At 75.8% G+C, this 25,532-nt stretch carries 25 protein-coding genes; 11 read left to right on the forward strand and 14 right to left on the reverse strand.

What is annotated here, in order from left to right:
- Positions 1 to 98 precede the first annotated feature (98 nt).
- From ACRYM6_RS10360 to cls, 4 genes are all read left to right on the forward strand, one after another.
- A complete protein-coding gene (locus ACRYM6_RS10360; protein ID WP_432542889.1) occupies positions 99 to 572 on the forward strand; it encodes a PP2C family protein-serine/threonine phosphatase in 474 nt (157 codons plus the stop codon).
- Between the two features lie 41 nt (positions 573 to 613).
- Positions 614 to 1,606: a ketopantoate reductase family protein gene (locus tag ACRYM6_RS10365; protein WP_432542786.1), complete on the forward strand. Its 993-nt coding sequence runs from the start codon at positions 614 to 616 to the stop codon at positions 1,604 to 1,606.
- Positions 1,607 to 1,675: 69 nt separating this feature from the next.
- Entirely contained in the window at positions 1,676 to 2,326 is a 651-nt protein-coding gene (locus ACRYM6_RS10370; protein WP_432542787.1) for a VOC family protein, read from the forward strand.
- A gap of 6 nt (positions 2,327 to 2,332) precedes the next feature.
- Positions 2,333 to 3,808 (forward strand): cardiolipin synthase, encoded by a 1,476-nt coding sequence (gene cls, locus ACRYM6_RS10375; protein ID WP_432542788.1) that lies wholly within the window; start codon positions 2,333 to 2,335, stop codon positions 3,806 to 3,808.
- Here cls and ACRYM6_RS10380 read toward each other — a convergent pair.
- Genes ACRYM6_RS10380 through ACRYM6_RS10415 form a run of 8 tightly spaced genes read right to left on the reverse strand, consistent with a single transcriptional unit; the run spans position 3,768 to position 11,904 of the window.
- Complete coding sequence (locus tag ACRYM6_RS10380) at positions 3,768 to 4,409, reverse strand: hypothetical protein (RefSeq protein WP_432542789.1); 642 nt, start codon at positions 4,407 to 4,409, stop codon at positions 3,768 to 3,770. The genes cls and ACRYM6_RS10380 overlap by 41 nt on opposite strands.
- A 20-nt stretch (positions 4,410 to 4,429) precedes the next feature.
- Positions 4,430 to 6,316 carry a cation:proton antiporter domain-containing protein gene (locus tag ACRYM6_RS10385; protein WP_432542790.1) on the reverse strand — a complete coding sequence of 629 codons (1,887 nt, stop codon included), beginning with the start codon at positions 6,314 to 6,316 and terminating at the stop codon, positions 4,430 to 4,432.
- A 49-nt stretch (positions 6,317 to 6,365) separates the two neighbouring features.
- Positions 6,366 to 7,829: an aldehyde dehydrogenase family protein gene (locus tag ACRYM6_RS10390; RefSeq protein ID WP_432542791.1), complete on the reverse strand. Its 1,464-nt coding sequence runs from the start codon at positions 7,827 to 7,829 to the stop codon at positions 6,366 to 6,368.
- A 45-nt stretch (positions 7,830 to 7,874) separates the two neighbouring features.
- A complete protein-coding gene (locus ACRYM6_RS10395; RefSeq protein WP_432542792.1) occupies positions 7,875 to 8,900 on the reverse strand; it encodes a zinc-binding dehydrogenase in 1,026 nt (341 codons plus the stop codon).
- Between the two features lie 4 nt (positions 8,901 to 8,904).
- The gene (gene purB / locus ACRYM6_RS10400; RefSeq protein WP_432542793.1) at positions 8,905 to 10,320 is read right to left on the reverse strand and encodes an adenylosuccinate lyase; all 1,416 of its coding nucleotides are present in this window, start codon (positions 10,318 to 10,320) and stop codon (positions 8,905 to 8,907) included.
- A gap of 30 nt (positions 10,321 to 10,350) precedes the next feature.
- On the reverse strand, positions 10,351 to 10,551 hold the full coding sequence (locus ACRYM6_RS10405) for a hypervirulence associated TUDOR domain-containing protein (RefSeq protein ID WP_432542794.1): 201 nt from the start codon (positions 10,549 to 10,551) through the stop codon (positions 10,351 to 10,353).
- A 37-nt stretch (positions 10,552 to 10,588) separates the two neighbouring features.
- Positions 10,589 to 11,152 carry a molybdenum cofactor biosysynthesis protein gene (locus tag ACRYM6_RS10410; RefSeq protein ID WP_432542795.1) on the reverse strand — a complete coding sequence of 188 codons (564 nt, stop codon included), beginning with the start codon at positions 11,150 to 11,152 and terminating at the stop codon, positions 10,589 to 10,591.
- Positions 11,152 to 11,904: a fructosamine kinase family protein gene (locus tag ACRYM6_RS10415; RefSeq protein WP_432542796.1), complete on the reverse strand. Its 753-nt coding sequence runs from the start codon at positions 11,902 to 11,904 to the stop codon at positions 11,152 to 11,154. The genes ACRYM6_RS10410 and ACRYM6_RS10415 overlap by 1 nt, the downstream gene beginning before the upstream one ends.
- Before the next feature lie 166 nt (positions 11,905 to 12,070).
- Between ACRYM6_RS10415 and ACRYM6_RS10420 the strand changes: the two genes are divergently transcribed.
- Positions 12,071 to 12,319 (forward strand): hypothetical protein, encoded by a 249-nt coding sequence (locus ACRYM6_RS10420; RefSeq protein WP_432542797.1) that lies wholly within the window; start codon positions 12,071 to 12,073, stop codon positions 12,317 to 12,319.
- Positions 12,316 to 13,851 carry a hypothetical protein gene (locus tag ACRYM6_RS10425; protein WP_432542799.1) on the forward strand — a complete coding sequence of 512 codons (1,536 nt, stop codon included), beginning with the start codon at positions 12,316 to 12,318 and terminating at the stop codon, positions 13,849 to 13,851. The genes ACRYM6_RS10420 and ACRYM6_RS10425 overlap by 4 nt, the downstream gene beginning before the upstream one ends.
- A gap of 9 nt (positions 13,852 to 13,860) precedes the next feature.
- Here the strand turns inward: ACRYM6_RS10425 and ACRYM6_RS10430 are convergent, their stop codons facing one another.
- Positions 13,861 to 14,388, reverse strand: coding sequence for a flavin reductase family protein (locus tag ACRYM6_RS10430; RefSeq protein ID WP_432542800.1), 528 nt, complete (start codon positions 14,386 to 14,388; stop codon positions 13,861 to 13,863).
- 112 nt (positions 14,389 to 14,500) lie between these two features.
- Here ACRYM6_RS10430 and hisC point away from each other — a divergent pair, with 112 nt between their 5' ends.
- From hisC to ACRYM6_RS10455, 5 genes are all read left to right on the forward strand, one after another.
- Entirely contained in the window at positions 14,501 to 15,595 is a 1,095-nt protein-coding gene (hisC, locus tag ACRYM6_RS10435) for a histidinol-phosphate transaminase (RefSeq protein ID WP_432542801.1), read from the forward strand.
- 124 nt (positions 15,596 to 15,719) lie between these two features.
- Positions 15,720 to 16,904, forward strand: a complete 1,185-nt coding sequence (gene pdhA, locus ACRYM6_RS10440; RefSeq protein WP_432542802.1) for a pyruvate dehydrogenase (acetyl-transferring) E1 component subunit alpha — start codon at positions 15,720 to 15,722, stop codon at positions 16,902 to 16,904.
- Positions 16,904 to 17,887, forward strand: coding sequence for an alpha-ketoacid dehydrogenase subunit beta (locus ACRYM6_RS10445; protein WP_432542803.1), 984 nt, complete (start codon positions 16,904 to 16,906; stop codon positions 17,885 to 17,887). Before pdhA ends, ACRYM6_RS10445 begins: the two co-directional genes overlap by 1 nt.
- Positions 17,888 to 17,913: 26 nt before the next feature.
- Positions 17,914 to 19,245, forward strand: a complete 1,332-nt coding sequence (locus ACRYM6_RS10450) for a dihydrolipoamide acetyltransferase family protein (RefSeq protein WP_432542804.1) — start codon at positions 17,914 to 17,916, stop codon at positions 19,243 to 19,245.
- Positions 19,246 to 19,338: 93 nt separating this feature from the next.
- Positions 19,339 to 20,442 carry a ScyD/ScyE family protein gene (locus tag ACRYM6_RS10455; RefSeq protein ID WP_432542805.1) on the forward strand — a complete coding sequence of 368 codons (1,104 nt, stop codon included), beginning with the start codon at positions 19,339 to 19,341 and terminating at the stop codon, positions 20,440 to 20,442.
- An 81-nt stretch (positions 20,443 to 20,523) separates the two neighbouring features.
- Here the strand turns inward: ACRYM6_RS10455 and ACRYM6_RS10460 are convergent, their stop codons facing one another.
- From ACRYM6_RS10460 to ACRYM6_RS10480, 5 genes are all read right to left on the reverse strand, one after another.
- Positions 20,524 to 21,366: an HpcH/HpaI aldolase/citrate lyase family protein gene (locus ACRYM6_RS10460; RefSeq protein WP_432542806.1), complete on the reverse strand. Its 843-nt coding sequence runs from the start codon at positions 21,364 to 21,366 to the stop codon at positions 20,524 to 20,526.
- 201 nt (positions 21,367 to 21,567) lie between these two features.
- Positions 21,568 to 22,083, reverse strand: coding sequence for a Dps family protein (locus tag ACRYM6_RS10465; protein WP_432542807.1), 516 nt, complete (start codon positions 22,081 to 22,083; stop codon positions 21,568 to 21,570).
- Positions 22,080 to 22,556, reverse strand: a complete 477-nt coding sequence (locus ACRYM6_RS10470; RefSeq protein WP_432542808.1) for a Fur family transcriptional regulator — start codon at positions 22,554 to 22,556, stop codon at positions 22,080 to 22,082. The genes ACRYM6_RS10465 and ACRYM6_RS10470 overlap by 4 nt, the downstream gene beginning before the upstream one ends.
- Positions 22,557 to 22,703: 147 nt before the next feature.
- Positions 22,704 to 24,749, reverse strand: a complete 2,046-nt coding sequence (locus ACRYM6_RS10475) for an MDR family MFS transporter (protein ID WP_432542809.1) — start codon at positions 24,747 to 24,749, stop codon at positions 22,704 to 22,706.
- Positions 24,746 to 25,267, reverse strand: coding sequence for a MarR family winged helix-turn-helix transcriptional regulator (locus tag ACRYM6_RS10480; protein ID WP_432542810.1), 522 nt, complete (start codon positions 25,265 to 25,267; stop codon positions 24,746 to 24,748). Before ACRYM6_RS10480 ends, ACRYM6_RS10475 begins: the two co-directional genes overlap by 4 nt.
- Positions 25,268 to 25,532 lie beyond the last annotated feature (265 nt).

Here is a 25,532-nt window from a genome sequence, read left to right on the forward strand (position 1 = left end):
CCCCCCCCCCCCCCCCCGCCCCCCCCCCCCCCCCCCCCCCCCCCCCCCCCCCCCCCCCCCCCCCCCCCCCCCCCCCCCCCCCCGGCCCCGCCACCGTCCTGACCGGCGTCGACCGGGCCATGGTGACCCTCGACGTGGGCACCACCGCCACCGCGGTCGTCGCCCGCCTGGAGCAGACCGAGCAGGAGGCCCGGCGCGGGGTGCGACGGCTCGTGTGGTCCAACGCCGGGCACCCGCCACCGGTCCTCCTCACGCCCCGGGGCGAGGTGTCCGCCCTCCAGGGCCGGTCCGCCGAGCTCCTCCTCGGGGTGCTGCCCGACGTGCCCCGCGGGGAGAGCGTCGCCGAGCTCGAGGCGGGCTCGACCGTGCTCCTGCACACCGACGGCCTCGTCGAGCGCCGCGGTGAAGCCCTCGAGGACGGCTTCGCCCGTCTCGCGCGGTGCCTGGAGGAGCTCGCCCCGCGCGACCTCCCCCTCGACGCCCTGTGCGACGCGGTCCTGGACCGGATGCTGCCGCAGCGCCCGGAGGACGACGTGGCGCTGCTGGCGGTGCGGCTGCACCCCCAGGGCTGACGCGCCGGGCCGACCCGCCGCCGGGGTGCTTGACTGCCCGGGTGCGCTACGTCGTGATCGGGGCAGGGGCCATCGGCGGGACCCTCGGCGGCCGGCTCGGCCAGCACGGCCACGAGGTCGTCCTCGTCGCCCGCGGCGCCCACGCCGACCGCCTGCGGGCCAGGGGGCTGCGCCTGCTGACGCCCGGCGGGCCCGTCGAGCTGCACGCCCCCGTCGCCACCTCCCCCGCCGACGTCGACCTCACGCCCGACGACGTCCTCGTGCTCGCCGTGAAGGTCCAGGACGCGGCCGGCCTGCTGCCCGACTGGGCCGGGGCCCGCGTCGGGGACTCCACCGCCGGGGCCGCCCTGCCCATCGTGTGCGCCCAGAACGGCGTCGAGGGCGAACGCCTCGCCCTGCGCTGGTTCCGCCGCGTCGTCGGCGCCTGCGTCTACCTGCCCGCCAGCCACCTCGAACCCGGCGTCGTCGTCTCCGAGGGCGCCCCCGTCTCCGGCGGGCTCGTCCTGGGCCGCTACCCGCACGGCCGCGACGACCTCGTCGAGCGCGTCGCCGCCGACCTCGCCTCCGCCGGGTTCGCCACCGCCGTCAGCGACGACGTCATGGCCGCCAAGCGCGGCAAGCTGCTCGACAACACCGGCAACGCCCTCGACGCCGTGTGCCGCCCCGGCCCCGGCCGGGACGACCTGCAGGCCCGCGCCCGCGCCGAGGGGGAGGCCGCCCTCGCCGCCGCCGGCACCCCCGCGCTGGACCGCAGCCGGGCCCTGCCGCAGCTGGACGAGCTCGGGTTCGGCGCCACCGACGTCGCCGGCCTCGAGCGCGGCGGCTCCTCCAGCTGGCAGAGCCTGCACCGCGGCGGGTCCATCGAGACCGACTGGCTCAACGGCGAGGTCGTCCGCCTCGGCCGCACCCACGGCGTCGCCACCCCCGTCAACGAGGCCCTGCAGGTCCTCGCCGCCGTGTCCGTGCGGCGCGGGCTGGGCCCGCGCGCCTTCGACGTCGCCGACGTCACCGCCCTCGCCGACGCACCCGGGTGACCCGCGCGGGTGACCCGCGCGGGTGACCCCGGACGAGCCCGGCCGGACGCGCCTGAGAAGCTGACCGGCATGCGTGTCGACCACGTCGGCTACGCCGCGGGACCGGAGGGTCTGCAGGAGACCGCGCGGTCCCTCGCGGCGCGACTCGGGGTGCGCGTCGTCGACGGCGGCCCCCACCCCCGCTTCGGCACCCGCAACGTCGTCCTGCCGCTGTCCGGCGGCGCCTACGTCGAGGTCGTCGAGGTGCTCGACCACCCCGTCGCGGAGAAGGCCCTGTTCGGGCGCGCCGTGCGCGAGCGCAGCGAGGCCGGGGGCGGCTGGTTCGCCTGGAGCGTCACCGTCGACGACCTCGACGGCTACGGCGAACGGCTCGGCGAGGAGATCGAGGAGGGCGCCCGCCGCCGCCCCGACGGGGTGGAGCTGCGGTGGCGGCAGATCGGCGTCCCGGCGCTGCGCACCGAACCCCAGCTGCCGCTGCTCATCGAGTGGTCCGGCCCGGCGACCCAGCACCCCTCGGCCCTGTCCCTGGCCGGCGGCACCCGGCTGACGGGCCTGACCATCGCCGGCCAGCGCCAGCGGGTCCGCGACTGGCTGGGGCTGCCCCCCGAGTTCAGCTCCGACCACGTGCGCTTCACCTGGCTCGACGTCGTCGGCAGCCCCCGCGCGACGGGGCTGCGGGCCGTCACGTTCGAGACCCCCCGCGGCACCGTCGAGATCTGAGGTCCGATGGACTGGCTGCCCGAGTGGGCTCCCTCGCTCACCGTCTCCGCCGTCGCGCTCCTGCTCGTCGACCTCGTGGTCCGCATCACCGCCGTCGCCGTCGTGCCCGTCAACCGCCGCCCCAGCTCCGCCCTGGCGTGGCTGCTGACGATCTTCTTCATCCCCTACGTGGGGGTCGTGGCGTTCCTGCTCATCGGCAGCCCGAAGCTGCCCCGCGCGCGCCGGCGCAAGCAGCGGGAGATCAACGACCTCATCCTGTCCAGCACGAAGGGGATGGACCTCGTCTCCTCCGACCACCCGTGGCCGCCGTGGCTGCGGGGGATCGTGGAGCTGAACCGGACCCTCGGGGCGATGCCGCTGGTCGGCGGGAACTCCGCGGTCCTGTGCGGGGAGTACGACGAGGCGATCCGGGCCATGGCCCGCACCATCGACGGCGCCCGCGAGTACGTGCACGTCGAGTTCTACATCATGACGAAGGACGCGACGAGCGAACCGTTCTTCACGGCCCTGGAACGGGCCGTGGACCGCGGCGTGAAGGTGCGGCTGCTGCTGGACCACGTGGGGTCGCTGCGCTACCCCGGGTACCGGCGGACCCTGCGGTTCCTCGACGACGCCGGCGTCGAGTGGCACCCGATGCTGCCGGTGCAGCTGCACAAGCTGAAGTACCAGCGCCCCGACCTGCGCAACCACCGCAAGCTCCTCGTCGTCGACGGCGAGGTCGCGTGGGTCGGCTCGCAGAACGTCCTGGACCGCAGCTACAACAAGCGCGGCAACATCCGGCGCGGCCTGCAGTGGCAGGACCTCATGGTGCGGCTGGAGGGACCGGTCGTGTCGGGGGTCGAGGCCATGTTCATCACCGACTGGTACTCCGAGACCGACGAGCTCCTGGAGGCCGAGCGCCCCGAGGTCTCCCCGGTCGGGTCGCCCGGCCGCCTGGAGTGCCAGGTCGTCCCCAGCGGCCCGGGGTTCGACGGGGAGAACAACCTCAAGCTGTTCAACTCGCTGCTGTACTCCGCGCAGCGGCGGATCTCCATCACCAGCCCGTACTTCGTGCCCGACGAGTCGATGCTGTCGGCGATCACGACGGCCGCCGAGCGCGGCGTCGACGTGGAGCTGTTCGTCTCCGAGTACGGCGACCAGTTCTTCGTGCACTACGCCGAGTGCTCCTACTACGAGAACCTGCTGCGCGCCGGGGTGCGGATCTTCCGGTACCCGGCGCCGTACGTGCTGCACGCCAAGCACATGACGGTCGACGAGGAGGTCGCCGTCATCGGCTCCTCCAACATGGACATGCGCTCGTTCCTGCTGGACCTGGAACTGACGCTCATGGTGTGCGGGCGGGAGTTCTCCGACGACCTGCGGCGCGTGGAGGACGAGTACCGCGCCAAGTGCACCGAGCTGACGCTGGAGCAGTGGCTGGCCCGCTCCCGCTGGGACGTCATCAAGGAGAACGTGGCGCGGCTGACGTCGGCGCTGCAGTGACGCCGCGGCGCACGCCCAGCGCCGCCAGCTCCAGGTCCGCCAGGGCCCGCACGGCCCGCGGGTCGTCCTCGCGCCACGCCCCCGCCGGGTCGGGGTCCACGGCCAGCAGCGCCCGCCCGCCGCGCCGCTGCAGGGCCCGCAGCGCCAGCAGCCGGTCACCGGCGGCGCTCGCCGCCAGGGCGCGGGCGTCGCGGGCCCGCCAGGACCAGCGCACCCGCTGGGCCGCCCGCACGGCCACCACCAGCAGGACCGGCACCAGCGCCACCAGGACCCCCAGGGTCGTCGCCAGGTCCAGCAGCGCCTCGTGCTGACCGGCCGCGGCCCGCGCCAGCGACGACGCGCTGCCGGCCGAGCGGGCCAGGACGTCGGCCACCTCGTCCCCGACCAGCGGGGTGCCGTCCACGGCGTCGCCGGCGTCGGTCAGCCGCTGCGCCAGGGACGTCGAGCCGTCGGCGAACCGCTGCGCGGGCGCGGCCGCCGCGGCCACCGCCCCGTGCACGGCGCGGCCGGCGAGGACGGCGGCCACGACGACCGCGAGGCACCCGCCGTCGGCGAGGACCTGGCGGGTGCGGCGGGCCGGGACGTCGGCGTAGAACGGCACCCGCCCAGTGTTGGGCGGCCTCAGCCCAGGCGCTCGTCCACCCAGCACCACCGCCACGCCTCGCCGGGTTCGGCGCTGACCATCGCCGGGTGCGCGCTGTCGCGGGCGTGGGCGCGGGCGTGCTTGAGCTCGGAGGAGTCGCAGCAGCCGGTGTGGCCGCAGGCCAGGCAGGTCCGCAGGTGCACCCAGGCGGCCCCGGCGGCGACGCACTCGGCGCACTCGGTGACCGGCTCGCCCCAGCGGGCGGTGGCGTCCTCGCGGGTCCCGGCGGTCCGCAGGTGGTCGCACGGGGCGTCGGGGTGCGCGGCCGGGGCGAGGCGGCGGTCGGCGTCGAGGGGCTCGAGGTCGTCGAGCCGGTCCAGCAGGGCCTCCTCGAAGTCGATGTCGGCCAGCGCCCGCCGCAGCACCTCCGGTTCGGCGGTGCCGCGGTCGCGGGCCTCCACGACGACGGACCGCTCGGCCGCCAGCATCTCCAGCCGCAGCCGCGAGTACACCGCCGAGGGGGTCATGACGTCCGACAGGGGGCGGCCCAGCCGTTCCCACGCGGCGTGCGAGCGGGCCTTGGACCGCCCGCGCAGCTGCGCGACGACGTGCCGCGGCTCGTCCCCGGTGAGCAGGTCGTCGAGGCGGCGCAGCCCGGCGGTGACCGCCGCGTCGCCCAGCGCGGCGGCCTGCAGCGCGTCCTGCGCGGGGTCGGGGCCGGGCAGCCCGAGGCGGCGCACCACGGCGGGCAGGGTCAGCCCCTGCACCAGCAGGGTCCCGACGACCACCGCGAACGCCGCCAGCAGCAGCACGTCCCGCCCCGGGGTGCCCTCGGGGATGAGCTGCGCCGCGGCGAGGGTCACGACCCCGCGCATCCCCGCCCACGACACCAGGAACGACACCCCGAACGACCACGCGCGGGGCCGCAGCGCCGGCACGGCGCGGAAGAACGCGGCGGCGGCGAACACGAAGACGAAGCGGGCCGCGATCGTCGCCGCGAGCGCCCCCAGGCAGACGGCCAGGACGCGGCCGGGGGTGAAGCCGCTGTCGGCGGCGCCGGCGAGCAGGCGCGGGAACTGCAGGCCGATGAGCAGGAACACCGCGTTCTCCAGCAGGAACGCCACGGTCCGCCAGTTCAGCGCCTCCGCGACCCGGGACGCGGCGGTCTGCACCCGCGGCGACACGTGCGCCATCGCCAGGCCCGTCACGACGACCGCGAGGACGCCGGAGACGTGGACGGCCTCGGCGGGCAGGAACGCCAGGTAGGGGGCGAGGAAGGAGACGGCGGTGTCCAGCACCGGGTCGTGGATGCGGCGGCGCACCGCGGCCAGGACCACCGCGACGAGCCCGCCGATGAGGACGGCGCCGACGACGGCGAGCAGGAAGTCCGCCCCGATGCGCCACGGCGACAGGGCCGAGGTGAGGGCCGAGGTCGCGGCGGCCAGCGCGATCAGCGCGGAGGCGTCGTTGAGCAGGCTCTCCTCCTCCAGCATCGTCGCGACCCGGCGCGGCAGCCCGAGGCGGCGGCCGATGGCGGTCGCGGCGACCGCGTCGGGGGGCGCGACGACGGCGCCGAGGGCCATGCACGCCGCGAGCGCCACCCCGGGCAGCAGCCACGCGGTGGCCCAGCCGACGGCGAGGGTGGTGAACACGACGAGCACCACCGACAGCAGGACCGTGGCGGTCTTGTTGCGGGTGAAGTCGACCAGGGAGGTCTGCGCGGTGGCCGCGTACAGCAGCGGCGGCAGCAGCCCGTTGAGGACGAGCTCGGGCCCCAGGGAGAACTCCGGGACGCCCGGGACGAGGGCGGCGGCGGCGCCCACGACGACGAGCACGAGGGGTGTCGGCCACCCGAACCGGTCGCAGGCGGCGGCGACCGCGCACACCCCGACCGTCAGCGCCACGAGGGCGATCGCGATCTCCACGGCGGGGACACTACGGGGCACCCGGGCCGCCCCGGGTGCCCCGCGCGCCTCAGAAGGGGTAGGAGCCCGGGCGGCGCCGCACCGTGATCCACCGCGTCTCGGTGAAGGCGTCGACGTTGGCCTCCACGCCGCCGTGGCGCGACCCGGTCCCGGAGGAGGCGACCCCGCCGAAGGGGGCGTTGGCCTCGTCGCTCACCGTCTGGTCGTTGACGTGGACGATCCCGGTCGGGATGCGCTGCGCCAGCTCGTAGCCGGCCATCGCGTCGGCGGTCACGATGCCCAGCGACAGGCCGTGCTCGGAGTCGGCGGCCAGCTCGACGGCCTCGTCGTCGTCGCGGAACGGGACGACGGAGGCGACCGGCCCGAACACCTCGTCGCAGTAGGCCGCGGCGTCGCGCGGGGGGTTCGCCAGCACGGTCGGCCGGTAGAACAGGCCCTCGTAGGTGCCGCCGGCCCGCAGGTCGGCCCCCGCGGCGACGGCGTCGGTGACGAGCCCGTGCACGCGGTCGCGCTGCGCCTCGTCGATGAGCGGGCCGAGGTGGACGGGACCGGCCGCGGGGTCGCCGACGTGCATCGACTCGGCCTTCGCGGCGAGCTTCTCCACGTAGGACTCGTAGAGCGACTCGTGCACGAGGTGGCGCCCGACGGTCATGCAGATCTGCCCCTGGTGCAGGAACGCGCCCCACGCCGCGAGGTTCACGGCCTCGTCGACGTCGGCGTCGTGGCGGACGAGGAACGCGGAGTTCCCGCCGAGCTCGAGGTGGGCGCGCTTGAGGTGCCGCCCGGCGAGCTCGCCGACGCTGCGGCCGGCGCGGGTGGAGCCGGTGAAGGCGATGACCCGCACGCGCGGTTCGGTGACGAGGGCCTGCCCGACGTCCCCGCCGCCGGGGACGAGCTGCAGCAGCCCCGGCGGCAGCCCCGCCTCCTCGAAGATCCGCACCACCGCCACCCCGCCGGTGACGACGGTGCGGGGGTCGGGCTTGAGCAGCACCGCGTTGCCCAGGGCGAGCGCGGGCGCGACCGCGCGGACGCCCAGGATGAGCGGGACGTTGAACGGGGAGATCACCCCGACGACCCCGACGGGGACGCGCTGGGCCATCGACAGCCGCGGTTCCTCGCTGGCCAGGACCGAGCCCAGCGTCGCCGACGGCAGGGCCGCCGCCTCGTAGCACTCCGCGGCCGTCACGTGCAGGGCGAACCCGGCCAGCGGGGGGACGGCACCGACCTCGCGCACGTTCCAGCCGGAGACCTCCTCGGCGTGCTCCTCCCACAGCTGCCCCGCGCGGCGCAGGACCGCGGCGCGGGCCGGGTGCGGGGTCGCGGCCCAGGCGCGCTGGGCCCGCGCGGCGCCCTCGGCGGCGCGGGCGACGTCAGCGGCGTCGGCCAGCCCGACGTCCACGAGCGTCTTCCCCGTGGCGGGTTCCACGCTGGGGGTGGTGCCGCCCCCGCCGGGGACCCAGGCCCCGTCGACGTGGATGCGGCCGGCGAACTGCTGGGGGTCCAGGAACGTCACGAGTCCTCCTCGACTGCGGTGCGGGCCCCCATCGTGCCGGACGCGTCAGGGGCGCAGGACGGTGATCCCCGCGGTGGTGGCGGCGCCGACCTCGGCCAGCGCCCGCGGCCCGGCCTCCAGCGGCAGCTCGCGGGTCACGAGGTCGGCCAGCGGGAACCGCCCGGACGTCACCAGGGACAGCAGCCGCGGGTAGTCGTGGGCGGCCATGCCGTGGCTGCCCAGGACCTGCAGCTCACCGGCGATGACGAGGTCCATGGGCACCGACGGCTTCCCCGCGGCGGCGGGCAGCAGCCCGACCTGGACGTGCCGGCCGCGGCGGCGCAGCGAGCGCACCGAGTTCTCGCACGTCACGGGCAGGCCCACGGCGTCGATCGAGACGTGCGCGCCGCCGCCGGTGAGCTCCCGGACCGCCTCGACGGGGCAGTCGGCGACGGTGTGCTCGGCGCCGAACCGGCGGGCGAGGTCCCGCGCGGCGGCGGAGGGGTCGACGGCGACGACGCGGGCCCCGGCGGCGGCGGCGACCGCGACGGCCGACAGCCCGACCCCGCCGGCGCCGTGGACGGCGACGAACTCCCCGGGCCTGACCGCGGCCACGTCGGTGACGGCGCGGAACGCGGTCGCCACCCGGCAGCCCAGCGCCGCGGCGGTGGCCGCGGGGAAGCCGTCGGGCAGGGCGACGAGGTTCACGTCGGCGTGGTCGAGGGCGACGAGCTCGGCGAACGAGCCCCAGCCGGTGAACCCGGGCTGGGTCTGGGCGCGGCAGACCTGCTGCGCCCCGGCGGCGCACTCGGGGCAGGTGCCGCAGGCGGTGACGAACGGCGTCGTCACGCGGTCTCCGACGCGCCAGCCCCGCACGTCGGCGCCCACCGCGGCGACCGTCCCGGCCAGCTCGTGCCCGGGGACGTGGGGCAGGGTCACATCGTCGTCGTGGCCCTGCCAGGCGTGCCAGTCGCTGCGGCACACCCCGGTCGCCTCGACGGCGACGACGACGCCGTGCGGGGCCGGTGCGGGGTCCTCGACACCGGCCAGGGCGGGGGTGCCGCCGAACTCGGTGACGAGGACAGCGCGCACCGGGTCAGTCCTCGTCGAGGACGGAGACCAGCGCGGAGGCGTCGCCCACGTAGTCGCCCGGGGTCAGCTGCGCCAGGCGCTCGGCCTCGCCCTCGGGCAGGCCCAGGCCGGCCACGAACTCCTGCAGCTTGGCCTGGTCGACCTTGCGGCCGCGGGTGAGCTCCTTGAGGCGCTCGTACGGCTCGGGCAGGCCGTGGACGCGCATGACGGACTGGACGGCCTCGCCGAGCACCTCCCAGTTCTGGTCCAGGTCCGCGGCGAGCGCGGCCGGGACCGCGTCGAGACCGGCGAGGCCGCGCTGGGCGTTCTCGATCGCCAGCAGGGAGTGCCCGAACGCGACGCCGATGTTGCGCTGCATCGAGGAGTCGGTGAGGTCGCGCTGCATCCGCGACGTCGTGAGGGTCTCCTCCAGGACGCGGAACAGGCCGCCGGAGACCTCCAGGTTCGCCTCGGCGTTCTCGAACCGGATGGGATTCACCTTGTGCGGCATCGTGGAGGAACCCACGGTGCCCTGGCCACGCACCTGCGCGAAGAACCCGTAGGAGATGTACGTCCAGACGTCGGTGCACAGGTTGTGCAGGACCCGGCCGAAGCGCGCGACGTCGGCGTACAGCTCGGCCTGCCAGTCGTGCGACTCGATCTGCGTGGTCAGCGGGTTCCAGGTCAGGCCCAGGCCGGTGACGAACTCGCGGGAGACCGCGGGCCAGTCGGTGCCGGGCACGGCGGCGCGGTGCGCGGCGTACGTGCCGGTGGCGCCGTTGAACTTGCCCAGGTACTCCGCGCGGCCGATGCGGGCGAGCTGGCGCTTGAGGCGGTGGGCCAGGACGGCGAGCTCCTTGCCGAGGGTCGTCGGCGTCGCGGGCTGGCCGTGGGTGCGCGAGAGCATCGGCACGTCGCGCAGGTCGTGCGCCATGCGGGACACGTCCTCGACCAGGCCGGCCGCGGCCGGTGCCCAGACCTGCTGCACGGCGTCGCGGACCATGAGCGCGTAGGACAGGTTGTTGATGTCCTCGCTGGTGCAGAACAGGTGGGTCAGCTCGGCGACGTCGGCCAGCGACGTGCCCTCGAGGCGGCGCTTGATCCAGTACTCGACGGCCTTGACGTCGTGGACGGTGACGCGCTCGATCTCGCCGAGCTCGGTGACCGCGGCGGCGTCGAAGCGCAGCGGCAGCTCGCGCAGGAACGCGGTCTCCTCGGCGGTGAGGCGGCGCACGCCCGGGACGACGTCGTGGGAGCCGAGGAACACGAGCCACTCGACCTCGACGTGGATGCGGCGCCGGTTCAGCGCGGCCTCGGACAGGTGCTCGGCCAGCGGGGCCACCGAGCGGCGGTAGCGGCCGTCGAGCGGCCCGAGGGCGGGCTCGCCGAGGCTGGCGGGCTGGGGGGCGGTGGCGGGTCCCGGGTCGGTCACGTGCTGCATGGTCCCACGCCGCCGCGCCCCGGCGGCCCGTCAGGTCTTGTCGACGGAGGACTCCTTGTGGGCCGCTTCCTTGCCGGACTTGTCGCTCTTCACGATGACCTGCGGGTCGTCCTCGGAGGCCCGGCGCTCGTGGCCGTACAGCTCGAAGTCGTCGGTCTTCTTGTCGGTCACCTTCCCCTCGGTGGTGCCCTGGGAGGTGTTCCACTCGACGTGATCGCCCTTCTTCACCATGCCTCCCACCGTGAACGCTGTGCGCCCGGTCCGCACCTCAGGGCAGGGGGGTGCGCCGCAGCACGGGGTCCCCGGCGCGCGCGGGGTCCAGCGCGACGGGGGAGCGCAGCAGGCCCGGGCCGCGGGCCAGCAGCCCGTCGGTGGTGGGGGTGCAGCGCAGACCGCCGCGCCCGCGCAGCGCCCGGTGCGCGCCGGGGGCGACCACGCGGTCCATCCACGCGCACGGGTTCGCGGGCCGCCCGCCGTGGAGGGTGACCGTCCCGGCGGCGGTGACGACGTCGAAGTCGTGACCGCGCAGCGGGTCCAGCTCGACCCCGCGCACGACGACGTTGCGCCGCGCCAGCAGCGGGTCGGGCAGCTCGCCGAGGCCGAGGTCGCGGGCCACGCCCTCCCACGCCTCGATCGCCAGGAGCGTCACCGCGGCGTCCATGTGCGCGGCCTTGCCGAAGAACCGGTCCCCGCGGATCCCCTTGCGGGCCACGACCTCCACCACGTCGGGGGTGTGCGTGACGACGTCGGCGGCGCCGTCGCGGGGGCGGCCGAAGTAGGCGTGCTCGGGGGAGACGAGCAGGTGCAGCACCTCGACCGGGTACTCGTGCATCACAGGGCCAGGGTCTCGCGGGCCGCGCGCAGGGCCTGCGCGGCGTACCCGCCGCCGAACATCACGGTGTGCACCAGCAGCGGGTGCAGCTGGTGCAGCGGGACCCGCCGGCGCCACCCGGGCGGCAGCGCCGCGGCCTCGGCGTACGCGGCCAGCACCCGGTCCAGGTGGGGCAGCCCGAACAGCGCCAGCATCGCCGGGTCCGCCTCGGGGTGCCCGCCGTGCGCGGCGGGGTCGATGAGCACCGCGCCCTCCCGCGACCACAGCACGTTGCCCGACCACAGGTCCCCGTGCAGGCGGGCCGGACCGGTCACCGCGCCGGGGAGCTCGCCCGCCGCGAGCCGGTCGCAGACGGCGTCGAGCAGCGCGACGTCGTCGGCGCCCAGGGTCCCGGCGTCGCGGGCCGCCCGCACGTACGGGCGCACCCGCAGCTCGGCGTGGAACACGCCCCACGGTCGCGGCCCGGCCGCCACCGGCAGCTCCAGCGCGCCGATCCGGCCGGGGCCGTCGACCCCCGGCGGGGGCGCCCCGAAGTGGTCGGCGCCCGCGGCGTGCGTGCGGGCCAGGTCGCGGCCGAACGCCTCGGCCGCGGCCGCGGTGGGCGCGACCTGCTCGACGCGGGGCAGCAGCAGGCCGTCGTCGTCGGCCCGCAGCACCGGGCACACCGCGACGCCGCCGGCCTCCGCGAGCCACCGCAGCCCGGCGGCCTCGAGGCGGGCGTGCGGTCCGCGCTTGAGGAACGTCTCGCTCACCGGCCCATCCTCGCGGTGCCGGCGGCGGGCCGCAGGCGGCGCCGGGGTCCCCACAGGCCGACGCGGGCCGTCGCGGTCCACACCCGCCGCCGGTGCCCCGTCGGGGGCCGGGACACCGCCCTAGCGTCGCCGGGCAGTCCCACCCCACGCTCAGGAGGTCGCCCCCATGGATCCCGCGCAGACCCACGTGGCCGCCCTGGCGCGCCGCGTGGCCGCCGAGGCCGACGACGTGCACGGCGCGCGCCGGCACCTGCTGGCCACCGCCGACGTCGACTGGTCCGGCACCGGTGCCGCGCGGTTCCGGGCGCGGCTGGACGTCACCGGCCACCGGGTCGGGGCGCTGGCCCTGGCCTGCGCGCAGGCGGCGGACAGCCTGCGCGACCACGCCCACGCCGCCGCGCCGGTGCGGCCGTGAGCACCCGGCTGACGATCGACTCCGGCCTGGCCGTCGACCCCGACCAGCTCGACGCCGTCGCCGCCCGGCTCGCGGGGGTCGCGGCGACCTGCGCGGGCGCCGGGGCGGTCGCCGCGCTGGCCGTGGCCGACCCGGTGCTGGCGGCCGGCGCCGTCACGGCCCCGGCCTCCGCGGCCCGCGCCGCCGGCGACCTGGCCCGGGTGGTCGCCGGGGCGGGGTCGGCCGCGGCGGTCGCGGCGGAGGTGCTGGCCCTGGCGGGGCAGGTCGAGGTGGCCGCGCTGCGCTACCGCGCCGGGGACGAGGTGGCCGACGCGGTGGTGGCGCTGGCCCGGCGCGCGGTCGCCGAGGCGGTGGTCGCGGCGGCACCGCAGGTCGCCGGGGTGGCCGCGGCGGTCGTGGCGGCCGGCGTCGCCCACCGCGTCCAGGAGGCGAACCACCGGGTGCTCGGCGCCGCCGTGGGGCAGGCGGTGCGCGGGCGGGTCGACCTGGAGGCGCTGGCCCGGACCGCGCGGGCCGAGTTCGGGGCGGTCGGGGGCCGGGTCGCCGACGACGTCGCGGGCGTCGGCCGGTTCCTGGCGGGGCACCCGGAGGTCGTGGAGGAGCTCGTCGCGCTGACGCCCGACCTCCTGGCGGCGGCGGACCTGCCCGCGCCCCGGACCGTCGCGGGGGTCGCGGGGGCCCTGACGTCGCTGGGGGCGGTGACGCCGCTGTTCCGGGAGACGGCGGTGCGGGTGACCCCGCTGGAGCGGCCGCGGGCCACGCCGAGCCGCCCGCCGCGGGGGTTCGCCGAGGTCCTCGACGGGGTGGCGCACCAGTCGACCGGGTACGCCGCGTCGGCGGGCTCGGTGGGCGGGCGGCTCGCCGCGGCGGGCACCCCGGCCCCCGGCGGCGTCCGGCTGGAGCGCGTCACCCAGGCCGACGGCCGCGTCGGCTGGGTCGTGGAGATCCCCGGCACCCAGGACTGGACGCCGCTGCCGTCCTCGACGACGACCCCGATGGACCTGACGACGAACCTGCGGGCCGTGGCGGGGCAGCCGACCGCGACGGGCGCGGCGGTCGTGGCGGCCCTGCGGCAGGCCGGGGCCGGCGCGGGGGAGCCGGTGCTGCTGGCGGGCCACAGCCAGGGCGGCCTGACCGCGGCGTCGCTGGCCGCCGACCCGGCCGTGCGGGCGGAGTTCCGCATCACCCACGTCCTGATGGCCGGGTCCCCGGTCGACGGGATCGCGGTGCCCGAGGGGGTGCGGACGGTCTCCTTCGAGCACACCGGGGACGTCGTCCCCGCGCTGGACGGGCGGGCCGCGGCCGGTTCGCCCGGGCGCACGGTGGTCCTGCGGGACGTGGGGGACGACCCGGAGGTGGCCGCCGACCCGCTGCGGGCCCACGGCTGGGGCCGCTACCTGGAGACCGCGGCGCTGGCCGACGCGGCCGACGACCCCGCGCTGCGGGACTTCCGGGACTCCGGCAGCGCCTTCTTCGACGCTCCCGGGGCCCGGGTCGACGTGTTCGACTACCGCGCCGAGAGGGTGCCCTGACGGGCGGCGTCAGGCGCGGTCGCGGGGGGTGAGGGTGCGGAAGCCGGAGGAGTGCCACACGAGGGGCTCGGTGTCGGGGGCCGTGCCGGAGGCGTGGACCTCGAGCAGGACGACGTCGTGGTCGCCGGCGGGGACCTCGGAGTGGATGGACGCCTCGATCCAGACGGGCGCGCCGTGGATGAAGTGGGCCCCGGAGGCGGTGGTGGTGGTCTCGATGCCGGCGAAGCGGTCGGCGGCCTTGGAGGCGAGCTGGCGGGCGGCGAGGTCGTGGGCCTCGCCGAGGACGGAGACGCCGATGCGGGGGGCCGTCTTGAGCCGGGGCCAGCTGGTGGAGGTGTGCTGGACGGCGAACAGGACGAGCGGGGGGTCCAGGGAGATGCCGACCTGGAAGGAGGAGGCGACCAGGACCACGGGTTCGCCGTCGACGACGGCGGACAGCGCCGCGACGCCGGTGGGGAACAGCGCGAAGGTCGTGCGCAGCGCCGTCGGGTCGGCCTCGACGGCGACGAGCTCGGGCGGGGTGGGGGTGTCGGTCACGGTCGGGCCTCCAGCCGGTGGGGTCGTGGTCCCCGAGTCAACCGCACAGCGCCGCCGCCCCTTCCGCCGACGTGACCGGTGTCGCACCCGCGGGGTCCGTACGCTGGCGCGCATGACGACTCCCAGCACCCCCCTGGCGCCGCGGCTGCGGGCGAACATGGCGAAGGTCCCCGCGTACGTGGCGGGGAAGGCGGCCGTGGCCCGGGAGGGGCTGGAGGTCTTCAAGCTGTCCTCGAACGAGAACCCGTTCCCGCCGCTGCCGAGCGTGCTGACGGCGATCACCCGGGCGGCGGCGTCGGTGAACCGGTACCCGGACCCGGCGGCCACGGGCATGCTCGCGGCGGTCGCGGCCCGCTGGGGCGTGGAGCCGGACCACCTGGCGGCGGCCACCGGCAGCGTCCGGCTGCTGGCGCAGCTGGCGGAGATCACCTGCTCGCCCGGGGACGAGGTGGTGCACGCGTGGCGGTCCTTCGAGGCGTACCCGATCACGGCGACGATCGCCGACGCGGTCGGGGTGGAGGTGCCGTTGACGGCCGAGGGCCGGCACGACCTGCCGGCCATGCTCGCCGCGATCACCGAGCGCACCCGGCTGGTGATCCTGTGCTCGCCGAACAACCCGACCGGCCCGGCGCTGCGCCGCGAGGAGCTGGAGGGGTTCCTGGCCGCGGTGCCCGGGGACGTGCTCGTGGCGCTGGACGAGGCGTACCGGGAGTTCGTGGACGACCCGCGGGTGCCGGACGGGGTCGACGTGTTCCGGGCGCACCCGAACGTCGTCGTGCTGCGGACCTTCTCCAAGGCGTACGGCCTGGCGGGCCTGCGGGTGGGGGTGGCGGTCGCGCACCCGGAGGTCGCGGCGACGCTGCGCCGGTCCTCGACGCCGTTCGGGGTCTCGGCCATCGCGCAGGCCGCGGTGGTCGCCTCGCTGCAGACCGCGGCGGAGGCGGAGCTGATGGGCCGCGTCGCGGCGATCGTCGCCGAGCGCCGGGTGCTGGTGGAGGGGCTGCGCGAGCAGGGCTGGGACGTCCCGGACGCGCAGGGCAACTTCTTCTGGCTGCCGGTGGGGGAGCGGGCGGTGGAGCTGGCCGAGGCGTTCGGCGCGGAGGGGCTGGCCGTGCGGGCCTTCGCGGGGTCGGGCGTGCGGGTGACCGTGGCCGAGGCGGCGGCGAACGCGCGCTTCCTGCGGGTGGCGGCCGGGCTGGTCCGGTAGCCCGTCCCGGGGTGGGAGGTTCACAACCTACGGTCCCGTAACGTACGCTCGCGTCACCTACGGAACCGTAGGTTGGTGGTGGGCGCCCGAGGGCCCACCCCGACCCCTGACGGAGGAAGAGCACGTGACGGACACGGCGGCCGGCCCGGTACGGGCCCCCCAGCACGTCCCCGCACCCGGGGCCGAGGGCTCGGAGGGCATGGTCCAGCTCCTGGACCGCCACGGGGTCCGGCACCCCCACCCCGAGCTCGACGTCCACCTCGCCGACGTCGAGCTGCTCGACCTGTACCGCGACATGGTCCTGCTGCGCCGCTTCGACGACGAGGCCGAGGCGCTGCAGCGCAAGGGGCAGCTGGGCCTGTGGGTCGGCAGCCGCGGCCAGGAGGCCGCCCAGGTCGGCGCCGGCCGCGCGCTCCGCCGCCAGGACCACGTCTTCCCCAGCTACCGCGACCACGGCCTCGTCCTGGGCCGCGGCGTCGACCCGCTGCACATCCTGAGCATCTTCCGCGGCGTCGACCACGGCGGCTGGGACCCGGTCGCCACCGGCGTCCACCCGTACACCCTCGTCATCGCGGCGCAGATGCTGCCGGCCGTGGGGTACGGCATGGGCGTGCAGCGCGACGGCGCCGTCGGCACCGGCGACCCCGACCGCGACACGGCCGTCATCACCTGCTTCGGCGACGGGGCGACCTCCCAGGGCGAGGCCGCCGAGGCCCTGAACTGGGCGTCGGTCTACAACGCCCCCGTCGTGTTCTTCTGCCAGAACAACCAGTGGGCCATCTCCGAGCCGGTGTCGCGGCAGTCGCCCGTCCCGCTGCACCGGCGCGCCGAGGGGGCCGGGATGCCCGGCGTCCTCGTCGACGGCAACGACGTCCTGGCCGTCCTGGCCGTCACCCGCGCGGCGCTGGAACGCGCCCGCACCGGCGGCGGCCCCACCTTCGTCGAGGCGTTCACCTTCCGGATGGGGGCCCACACCACCTCCGACGACCCGACGCGCTACCGGCTGGCCGCCGAGGTCGACGCCTGGCGCGAGAAGGACCCGATCGACCGGTTCCGCACCCACCTGCGCGCGCAGGGCGTCCTCGACGACGCGTTCGAGGCGCGGCTCGCGGCGGACAGCGACGCGCTCGCCGAGCGGGTCCGGGCCGGGATCCCGGCGATGACCGACCCGGACCCGGCCTCGATGTTCGACCACGCCTACGCCGAACCCCACCCGCAGGTCCTCGCCGAGCGCGACGAGTTCCTGGCGGCGTGGGAGCAGCACGACGCCGACCTTCGACACGACGCCCACGCTGGAGGGGTTGCCTGATGGAACAGATGGCGATCGGCAAGGCGATCAACGCCGGCCTGCGCGCGGCCATGGACCGCGACCCGCGCGTCCTGCTCATGGGGGAGGACATCGGCGCCCTGGGCGGGGTGTTCCGCGTGACCGACGGCCTGCAGAAGGACTTCGGCGAGGACCGCGTCCTCGACACGCCCCTGGCCGAGGCCGGCATCGTGGGGACCGCGCTCGGCATGGCGCTGCGCGGGTACCGGCCGGTGTGCGAGATCCAGTTCAACGGTTTCGTGTACCCGGCGTTCAACCAGATCACCACCCAGCTCGCCAAGCTGCGGGCCCGCTCCGGCGGCCGGCTCGCCGTCCCCGTCGTGATCCGCATCCCCAGCGGCGGCGGCATCGGCTCGGTGGAGCACCACTCCGAGAGCCCCGAGGTCCTGTTCGCGCACACGGCCGGGCTGCGGGTCGTCGCGCCCAGCAACGCGCACGACGCCTACTGGATGATCCAGCAGTCCATCGCCTCGGCCGACCCGGTGCTGTTCCTCGAACCCGAGCGCCGCTACTGGCAGAAGGGCGACGTCGACACCGACCTCGGTCCCGGGCAGGTGGCGCCGCTGCACAAGGCGCGGGTCCTGCGCGCCGGCACCGACGCGACGGTCGTCGCCTACGGCCCGACGACGCAGCTGGCCCTCGACGCCGCCCGCGCCGCGGCCGAGGACGGGACCGAGCTGGAGGTGATCGACCTGCGCTCGATCTCCCCCCTCGACGTGGACACCGTCGCGGAGTCGGTGCGCCGCACCGGCCGGCTCATCGCGGTGTCGGAGGCGCCGACGTTCCACGGGCCGATGTCGGAGGTCGCCGCGCGCATCCAGGAGTCGTGCTTCTACTCCCTGGAGGCCCCGGTGAAGCGGGTCGGCGGTTTCCACCTGCCGTACCCGGCGGCCCGCGTCGAGGAGCACTACCTGCCGTCGGTGGACCGCGTCCTGGACGCGGTCGAGCAGTCCCTGGCCGCCTGAGAAACCCCGCACGAGATAGGACTCCGTTGAACCAGCGGTTCGCCCTGCCCGACGTCGGTGAAGGACTCACCGAGGCCGAGATCGTCGCCTGGAAGGTGAAGCCCGGCGACACGGTCGCCGTGAACGACGTCCTCGTCGAGATCGAGACGGCGAAGTCGCTCGTGGAACTGCCGAGCCCGTGGGCGGGGACGGTGAGCGAGCTCCTCGTCGCCGAGGGGGCCACCGTCGACGTCGGGACGCACATCGTCGTCGTCGACGACGGGACCGGTCAGCCGGCCGCCGGACCCGCCGGAGCCGACGGGGCCGCCGGAGCCGTTGCCCCGCAAGCCGACGAGGGGTCCGGGGCCACGCTCGTGGGGTACGGGACGCGGGAGACCGCGCCCCGCCGCCGGCGCGGCGCCCCGGCTCCCGCGCCCGTGCGCGGAGCCGCCCCGGAACCCACCGCGGAACCGACCGCGGAACCGACTGCGGAACCGGCTGCGGTGGCGCGTCCGCACGTCCTGGCCAAACCCCCCGTGCGCAAGCTCGCCCGCGACCTCGGCGTCGACCTGGCCGCGGCCCGCGCCACCGGCCCGGGCGGCACCGTGACCCGTGCCGACGTCCTGGCCCTCGTCCCGACCCCGCCGGCCGAACCCGGGCGCCGGGTCGAGGAGCACGTGCGCGAGCGGCACGTCCCCATCCGCGGGGTCCGCAAGGCGACGGCCGCGGCGATGGTGGAGAGCGCGTTCTCCGCCCCGCACGTCACGGTGTTCACCACGGTCGACGCCACCCGCACGATGAAGCTCGTGCAGCGGCTCAAGGCCGACCCCGAGTTCGCCGGGATCCGCGTCTCGCCGCTGCTGCTGGTCGCCAAGGCGCTGCTGGTGGCGGTGCGCCGGAACCCGGACATCAACTCGACCTGGGACGAGAAGAACCAGGTCATCGTGGTGAAGAACTACGTGAACCTCGGCATCGCCGTGGCGACCCCGCGGGGCCTGCTGGTCCCGAACGTCAAGGACGCCGACGCGATGTCGCTGAAGGAGCTCGCGGTCCACCTGGGCGACCTGGCCGCGACCGCCCGCGAGGGCAAGGCGAAACCCCGCGACCTGGCCGAGGGCACGATCACGATCACGAACGTGGGGACGTTCGGGATCGACACGGGGACCCCGATCCTGAACCCGGGTGAGGCGGCGATCCTGGCCGTCGGCAAGATCGCCCAGCGGCCGTGGGTGCACAAGGGCAAGATCAAGCCCCGGTACCTGGCGACGCTGGGCCTGTCGATCGACCACCGGATGCTGGACGGCGAGAGCGGTTCGCGGGCGCTGGCCGACATCGCGGCCGTGCTGGAGGACCCCGCGCGGGCCCTCACCTGGAGCTGAGCGACCCCCTTCCGGGGGGCTTCTCACGGCTGCCGCACAGGGTCTACTGTGCGGCGCCGTAGGCAGCCCTCAGGCTCCACGGAGGAGATCGCAATGACGCACCGGCTCCGCTCAGCAGCACTCGTCCTCGCCGCCGCCACCACCACGTCGCTGGCCCTCGCCGCCCCCGCGCACGCCGCCCCCGGTCCGGGTCCCGGGGGCGTGACGGTGATCGCGCAGGGGCTGGACGACCCGTTCGGCCTGGCCGCCGAGAACGGCAGGTTCTACGTCGCCGAGAGTTCCGCCGGCGAGATCAGCGGGATCGTCCCCGGCGGCACCCCCTCGGTCCGGCTCGCCGACTTCGCCGGGCCCGCCGGCGTCGACCGCCGCGACGGCACGCTCTACGTCGTCACCGGTGAGGCGCAGCCCGGTGCGGGCGGCGGGTCGCTGCTGTGGTCCTCCCGGCGCGGGGAACCGCGCCGCGTCCTGGCCGACCTGATGGCCCACGAGCTGAAGGCCAACCCCGACGGCCAGCGGCAGTTCGGCGACGACGGCGCCCCCCTGGACGCGCTGAGCAACCCGTTCGCCGTCCTGGCCGGCCGGGGAGGGGACGCCCGGGTGTTCGTCGCCGACGCGGGAGCGAACGCCGTCCTGTCCGTCGACCCGTCGGGGAAGGTCAGCACCTTCTTCGTGCCGCCGGTCGTGACGACGGGTCCCTGCGAGGGCGTGCCGAACAACGACCCCGAGCACACCGGCTGCGACTCGGTCCCGACGGGCCTGGCGTGGGGGCCGGACGGTCACCTGCACGTGTCCACCCTGTCCGGTGAGGCGCCCGGGGAGGGGCGGGTGTTCGTCCTCGACGCCGGTGACGGCTCGGTCGTCGACGAGGTCGGCGGTTTCACCGCGCCGACGGGGGTGGCCGTCGGCGACGACGGGACGGTCTACGTCTCCGAGCTGCTGGAGGGGGCGCCGGAAGGCGACGGCCCGCCGCCGCCGGACTTCGACCCGGCGACCGTGGGGCGGGTCGTGGCGGTGGCCCCGGACGGGGAGCGGTCGGCGGCCCAGGTCGCGATGCCGCTGGGGCTGCGCTTCGCCGACGGGCACCTGTACTCCACGGCGTTCAGCGTGGCCGGGTTGTTCCTCGGCCAGCCCGGCCTCGGGCAGGTCGTCCGCGTCGACGACTCGGCGTTCGCGCCGCTGGAGACGCCCGCCGGCTGAGGCCGCGGGTCCGTGACCGCTGGACCCGCGCTGCCGATCACCGGCAGCGCGGAGTCCGACGGTCCCGGACCCCGAGGACCCTCAGAGCGGCCGGATGCCGAACGCGTCGGCCAGTTCCTGGATGCGACGGGCGCGGCCCAGGCGGGGCAGGTCGGAGCCGTCGCGCACGACGCCGCCGCTGCGCTCGAAGTCGGCGATGAAGTCGCGCGCCCAGGTGGCGTCGGAGACGTTCGGGCTCATGACCTCGTTGATGACGTAGGCCTGCTCGGCGTCGAGGCAGAGCTTGCCCATCATGCCCATCGCGACGCCGACGCCGGAGGCCTCGCGCAGCTCGGGGTGGCCGCCGCCGGTGGTGGGGCCGTCGATCGGGCCGGGGAGCTTGCCGATGGCGCTGGCCACGACGAGCTTGGTGCGCGGGTAGGCCATCGCCATGTCCTCGGCGCTGGCGCCGGTGTCGCGGCGGTAGTCGCCGGAGCCGAAGGCGAGGCGGAAGGTGCCCTTGGCGCAGGCGATCTCGCGGGCGGCTTCGATGCCGAGCGCGGACTCGCACAGGGCGACGACGGGGACGGAACCGCCGAGGGCGTGCCAGGTCGCCTCGACCTGCTCCCCGGCCTCGGTCTTGGCGAGCATGACGCCGAGCAGGTTGGGGACGCCCTTGAGGGCGTCGACGTCGTCGCGCCAGTGGGGGGTGGTGACGTCGTTGATGCGCACGAAGGCCCGGCCGCCGGCGGCCAGCCACTCGATGGACTCCGAGCGGGCGGAGTCCTTGCGGCTGGGGTCGACGGCGTCCTCGACGTCGAGGACGACCTGGTCGGCCCGCGAGCGCGCGGCGACGTCGAACAGGTCGGTCCGGGTGGCGTTCACCAGCAACCACGTGCGGGCGTACCGGGGCTCGACGAGGTGGACCTCGCGTTCGGTGGTCATGGCAGCTGACCGTATCGCCCGCCGGGGGGCGCGACCGGCCGCGGGCGGGTCGCAGTGGCACGTCTCACGTCCGGCCCGGGACCGCGGGAGGCGTTGCGGCGGACGAGGTTCACGCGGCGGGGCCGCGAAGGCGACCGCCCGCCGCCCGGGAAACGCGAAGATCGGCGTTTCTTCCGGTGCGGCGGGCGGGATCGCGGGGGTTCAGCGGCGGCGCGGCGCGCGGTTCTCCGAGCCGATCAGCCAGGCCTGCTTCTCCAGGCCGAGGATGAAGCCGTGCAGCAGGTCGGCGGTCGAGGGGTCCTCGGCGTCGATCGGGTCGTGCACGCGGCGGATGGTGTCGACGGTGCGGCGGACCATCGCCACGACCGCCTCGACGGCGGCGGCGGTGTCGATCTCGTCGGCGCCGAAGTCGCCGATGGTGTTGGTGCTCGCCACCGTGGCCGGGCGGGCGTCGGGCACCCCGCCGACGGCGCGCATGCGCTCGGCGGCCTCGTCGGCGTACCCGCGGGCGGCCTCGATGAGCTCGTCGAGCTGGAGGTGCAGGTCGCGGAAGTTGGTGCCGACGATGTTCCAGTGGGCCTGCTTGCCCTGCAGGTGCAGCGCGGTGAGGTCGACGAGGACCTCCTGCAGGCCGCCGTTCAGGCGCGAGCTGGCGTCGAAGCCGGCGACCTCCTGCTGGGTGAGGCCGGCGGTCTTGACGTCGTCGATGGTGGTCACGCGTTCCTCCTGGGGTGTGCTGCGGTGTCGTGGTCGGAGCCGGGGGCGGCTGCGCAGGTCGTGCACAGCCCCCACCAGGTGATGTCGGCGTGCTCGACGACCGGGAAACCGGGTGTCGACGCCGGGGTCAGGCAGGCCGCCGATCCGACGGCGCAGGGGACGTCCTGCACGGACCCGCACCCGCGGCAGACGATGTGGTGGTGGTTGTCGTCCACCGTCGTCTCGTAGCGGGGGGCGGACCCGGCGGGCTGGATGCTGCGCAGGACGCCGGCCCCGGTGAGGTCCTCCAGGACGTTGTAGAGGCTCTGCCGGGACAGGTGGTGGCCCGCGGCCCGGAGCAGGTCGCCCAGACCGGCGGCCGTCTCGTGGGGGTGGTCCTCCAGGGCCTGCAGGACCGACCGGCGCGGGGCGGTGCTGCGCAGCCCGGCGGCGCGCAGCAGGTCCTCGCTCTCGGCGTGGTCCAGCGGGCTCATGACGATGATCCTACCCCTTCTTTGGACTGTGTCAAAAGAAGGTGAGGCTTGGTTTCGGTTGGTGAGCCTTCGCTGAACGCAGCCCCGCGGGAACGCGCAGGGCCCCGGAGCGCGTCGCTCCGGGGCCCTGCGGTCGGTCGGGGTGGGTCAGTTCTGCGCGCCCAGCTGCTCGGGCGCCGGCTCCTCGGCGGAGCGGCCGGCGTGCCGGCCGGGCCGCGGGGCCGCGTCCTCGCCGAGCGCGGCCTCGATGGAGCCCTCGTCCAGGCCCAGGTCGCGCAGGTTCTCGACGGCGGCCAGGAACGCCGCCTCGCGGCGCGCGGCCTCCTGCGCGAGCTCGGCCACGGCCTGCTGCGCGGCCTTCGCCTGCTGCACCCCGCTGCGGAGGCGTTCGGCCAGTTCCCCGGGAGCCATCGAGTCGGTCACGCCGGCGACGCTAGCGGCCGGGGCCGCGGACCCGCCAGCGGCGGCCGGGGTGCCGGCCCTGTCGGCGCCGGCCCCGCCGGAGCCGACCCCGCCGGCGGCGACCGTGGCGGTGGCCGAGGCGGTGGCCGACGTGGCGTCGGCCGCGGTGCCCGGCGAGGCGGCCGGGGCCGCGGCGGGCCCGGCGCCCTTCAGCGGCAGCGACGGCAGGAAGATCGCGGTCACCAGCCCGGCGACCATGACGATCGCGGCGACCAGGTAGATCAGGCTCGTCGACTCGGTGAAGCCGACCTTGAACGGGTGGGCCAGGGCGCTGGGCAGCTGACCCAGGACCGAGGTGTCGTCGGTGGCCCGGGCCAGGGTCGCGTCCAGGTCGCCGCCCCAGCTGCGGGCGGCCTCCTGGAACTCGGGCGTCCGGCCCGCGGTGGCGTACGACGACGAGATCCGCTCGCCCAGCGTGGAGAACAGGATGGACAGGAAGACCGCGGTCCCCAGCGTGCCGCCCATCTGCCGGAAGAACGTCACCGAGCTGGTGGCGACCCCCAGCTCCGAGCGCTGCGCGGCGTTCTGCACGGCGAGGATGACCGGCTGCATGTTGCCGCCCAGGCCCCAGCCCATGATCAGCATCGCGGCCATGGTCTGCCACAGCGGGGTGTCGGCGTTCACGCGGGAGAAGAGGAACAGCGCGACGACCATGAGGGCGTTGCCGGCGACGGGCAGGACCTTGTACTTCCCGGTGCGGGCGATGAAGCGGCCCGAGAACATGCTGCCGGACATGATGCCGACGACGACGGGCAGCATCGCGAGCCCGCCCTCGGTGGGGCTCAGGCCCTTGACGACCTGCAGGTACTGCGGCAGGACCGCGAACACCCCGAACATGCCCATCCCGAGGATGAACGAGCCCACGGAACCCACGACGAAGGTGCGGCCGCGGAACATGCGCAGCGGCAGCAGCGCCTCGTCGCCGTAGGCGCGCTCGGCCAGGACGAACCCGACGAGCCCGACGACCCCGATCACGTAGCAGGCGACGGACTTCGCGTCCCCCCAGCCCCACTCGCGGCCCTGCTCGGCGACGATGAGGAGCGGGACGAGGCAGGTGATGAGGGTCAGCGCGCCGGGCCAGTCGATCCGGTGGTGGCTCGAGCGCCGGGGCAGGTGCAGGTTCCGCGTCACGACGACCAGCGCGAAGGCGCCGATGGGGATGTTCAGCCAGAAGATCCAGCGCCAGCCCTCGAAGCCGAGCAGCGAGTCCAGGCCGGAGAAGAAGCCGCCGGCGACCGGGCCGAGCACGCTGGAGGTGCCGAACACCATCATGAAGTAGGCCTGGTACCGGGCGCGCTCACGCGGCGGCACGATGTCGCCGATGATGGTCAGGGCCAGCGACATGAGGCCGCCGGCGCCCAGCCCCTGCAGGGCGCGGAACGCGGCGAGCTGGTACATCGACCCGGAGAAGCCGCACAGCGCGGACCCGACGAGGAAGATCCCGATGGCGGCGATGAAGAACTTCCGCCGCCCGTACATGTCGGACAACTTCCCGTACAGCGGGGTGGAGATCGTCGACGTGATGAGGAACGCCGTCGTCGCCCACGCCTGGAGGGAGAACCCGTCGAGGTCGTCGGCGATGGTGCGGATCGCGGTGGACACGATGGTCTGGTCCAGGGCGCCGAGGAACATGCCCAGCAGCAGGCCCGAGAGGATCACCATGATCTGCCGGTGCGTGAAGACCGGTGCCTCCGGGGCGGCCGGTGACGAACCGGCGGTCGTGGTGCTCATGCGTCCTCCTGGAGGGGTCCGGTGGGCCTGGCGCCGTCGGTGCGGGCGCGTTCGAGCCCGTCGGCGAAGCGGGACAGCAGTGCGGTGAAGTCGTCGAGCTCGGCGTCGGTGAAGTCCTCGACGGCCCGGGCGAGGTGCTCGTGCCGCCGCTGCTTGAAGGCGGCGACCACCTCGTGGCCGGTCGCGGTCACGTCCAGCAGGCTGGCGCGGCGGTCGGCGGGGTCGGGCAGCTTGCGCAGCAGGTCCCGCTTCACGAGCTCGGCCGTCTGCCGGCTGGTGGTGGAGGGGTCGGTGCCGAGGCGCTCGGCCAGGGCGCTGACCCGCAGGGGGCCGGCGTCGGCCAGGACGTACAGGACCACGTGCATGGCCCGCTCGACCTCGTCCTGCCCGCGCGCGACCTGGGCCTTGAAGGCGTGCAGCGCGCGCAGCTGGCGGCCGACCTGGTCGGCCACGGCGGCGACGCGGTGCTCGTGGCCGTCGGCGCCGGGGGGCGCGGCGGTCCGCGCGTCGGTGGTCACGGGGGTGCTCCGGGGTGGTGGTGGTGGGGTGGAGGGGGTGGTGCGGTGGCCTCGCGGCGGAGGCGGGTGTAACGGCGACCGGGGGTCCGGCGAAGTACCTCCCGGGACATCGGCCGGGAGGCCAGATCCTTGAGTGCTACATGCAACGAACAAGCTACCAGCGCGAACACGTATCGGGGGGTACAGCGTGGCGATGGACCGGGGAGCGTGGGGACGGCGGGCGACGGGTCCGCGCGGTCCCCGCTCGGGCGCTGCGTGGGGTGCG

It is taken from the genome of Kineococcus rugosus (genome assembly GCF_050871975.1).
Taxonomy (GTDB): domain Bacteria; phylum Actinomycetota; class Actinomycetes; order Actinomycetales; family Kineococcaceae; genus Kineococcus.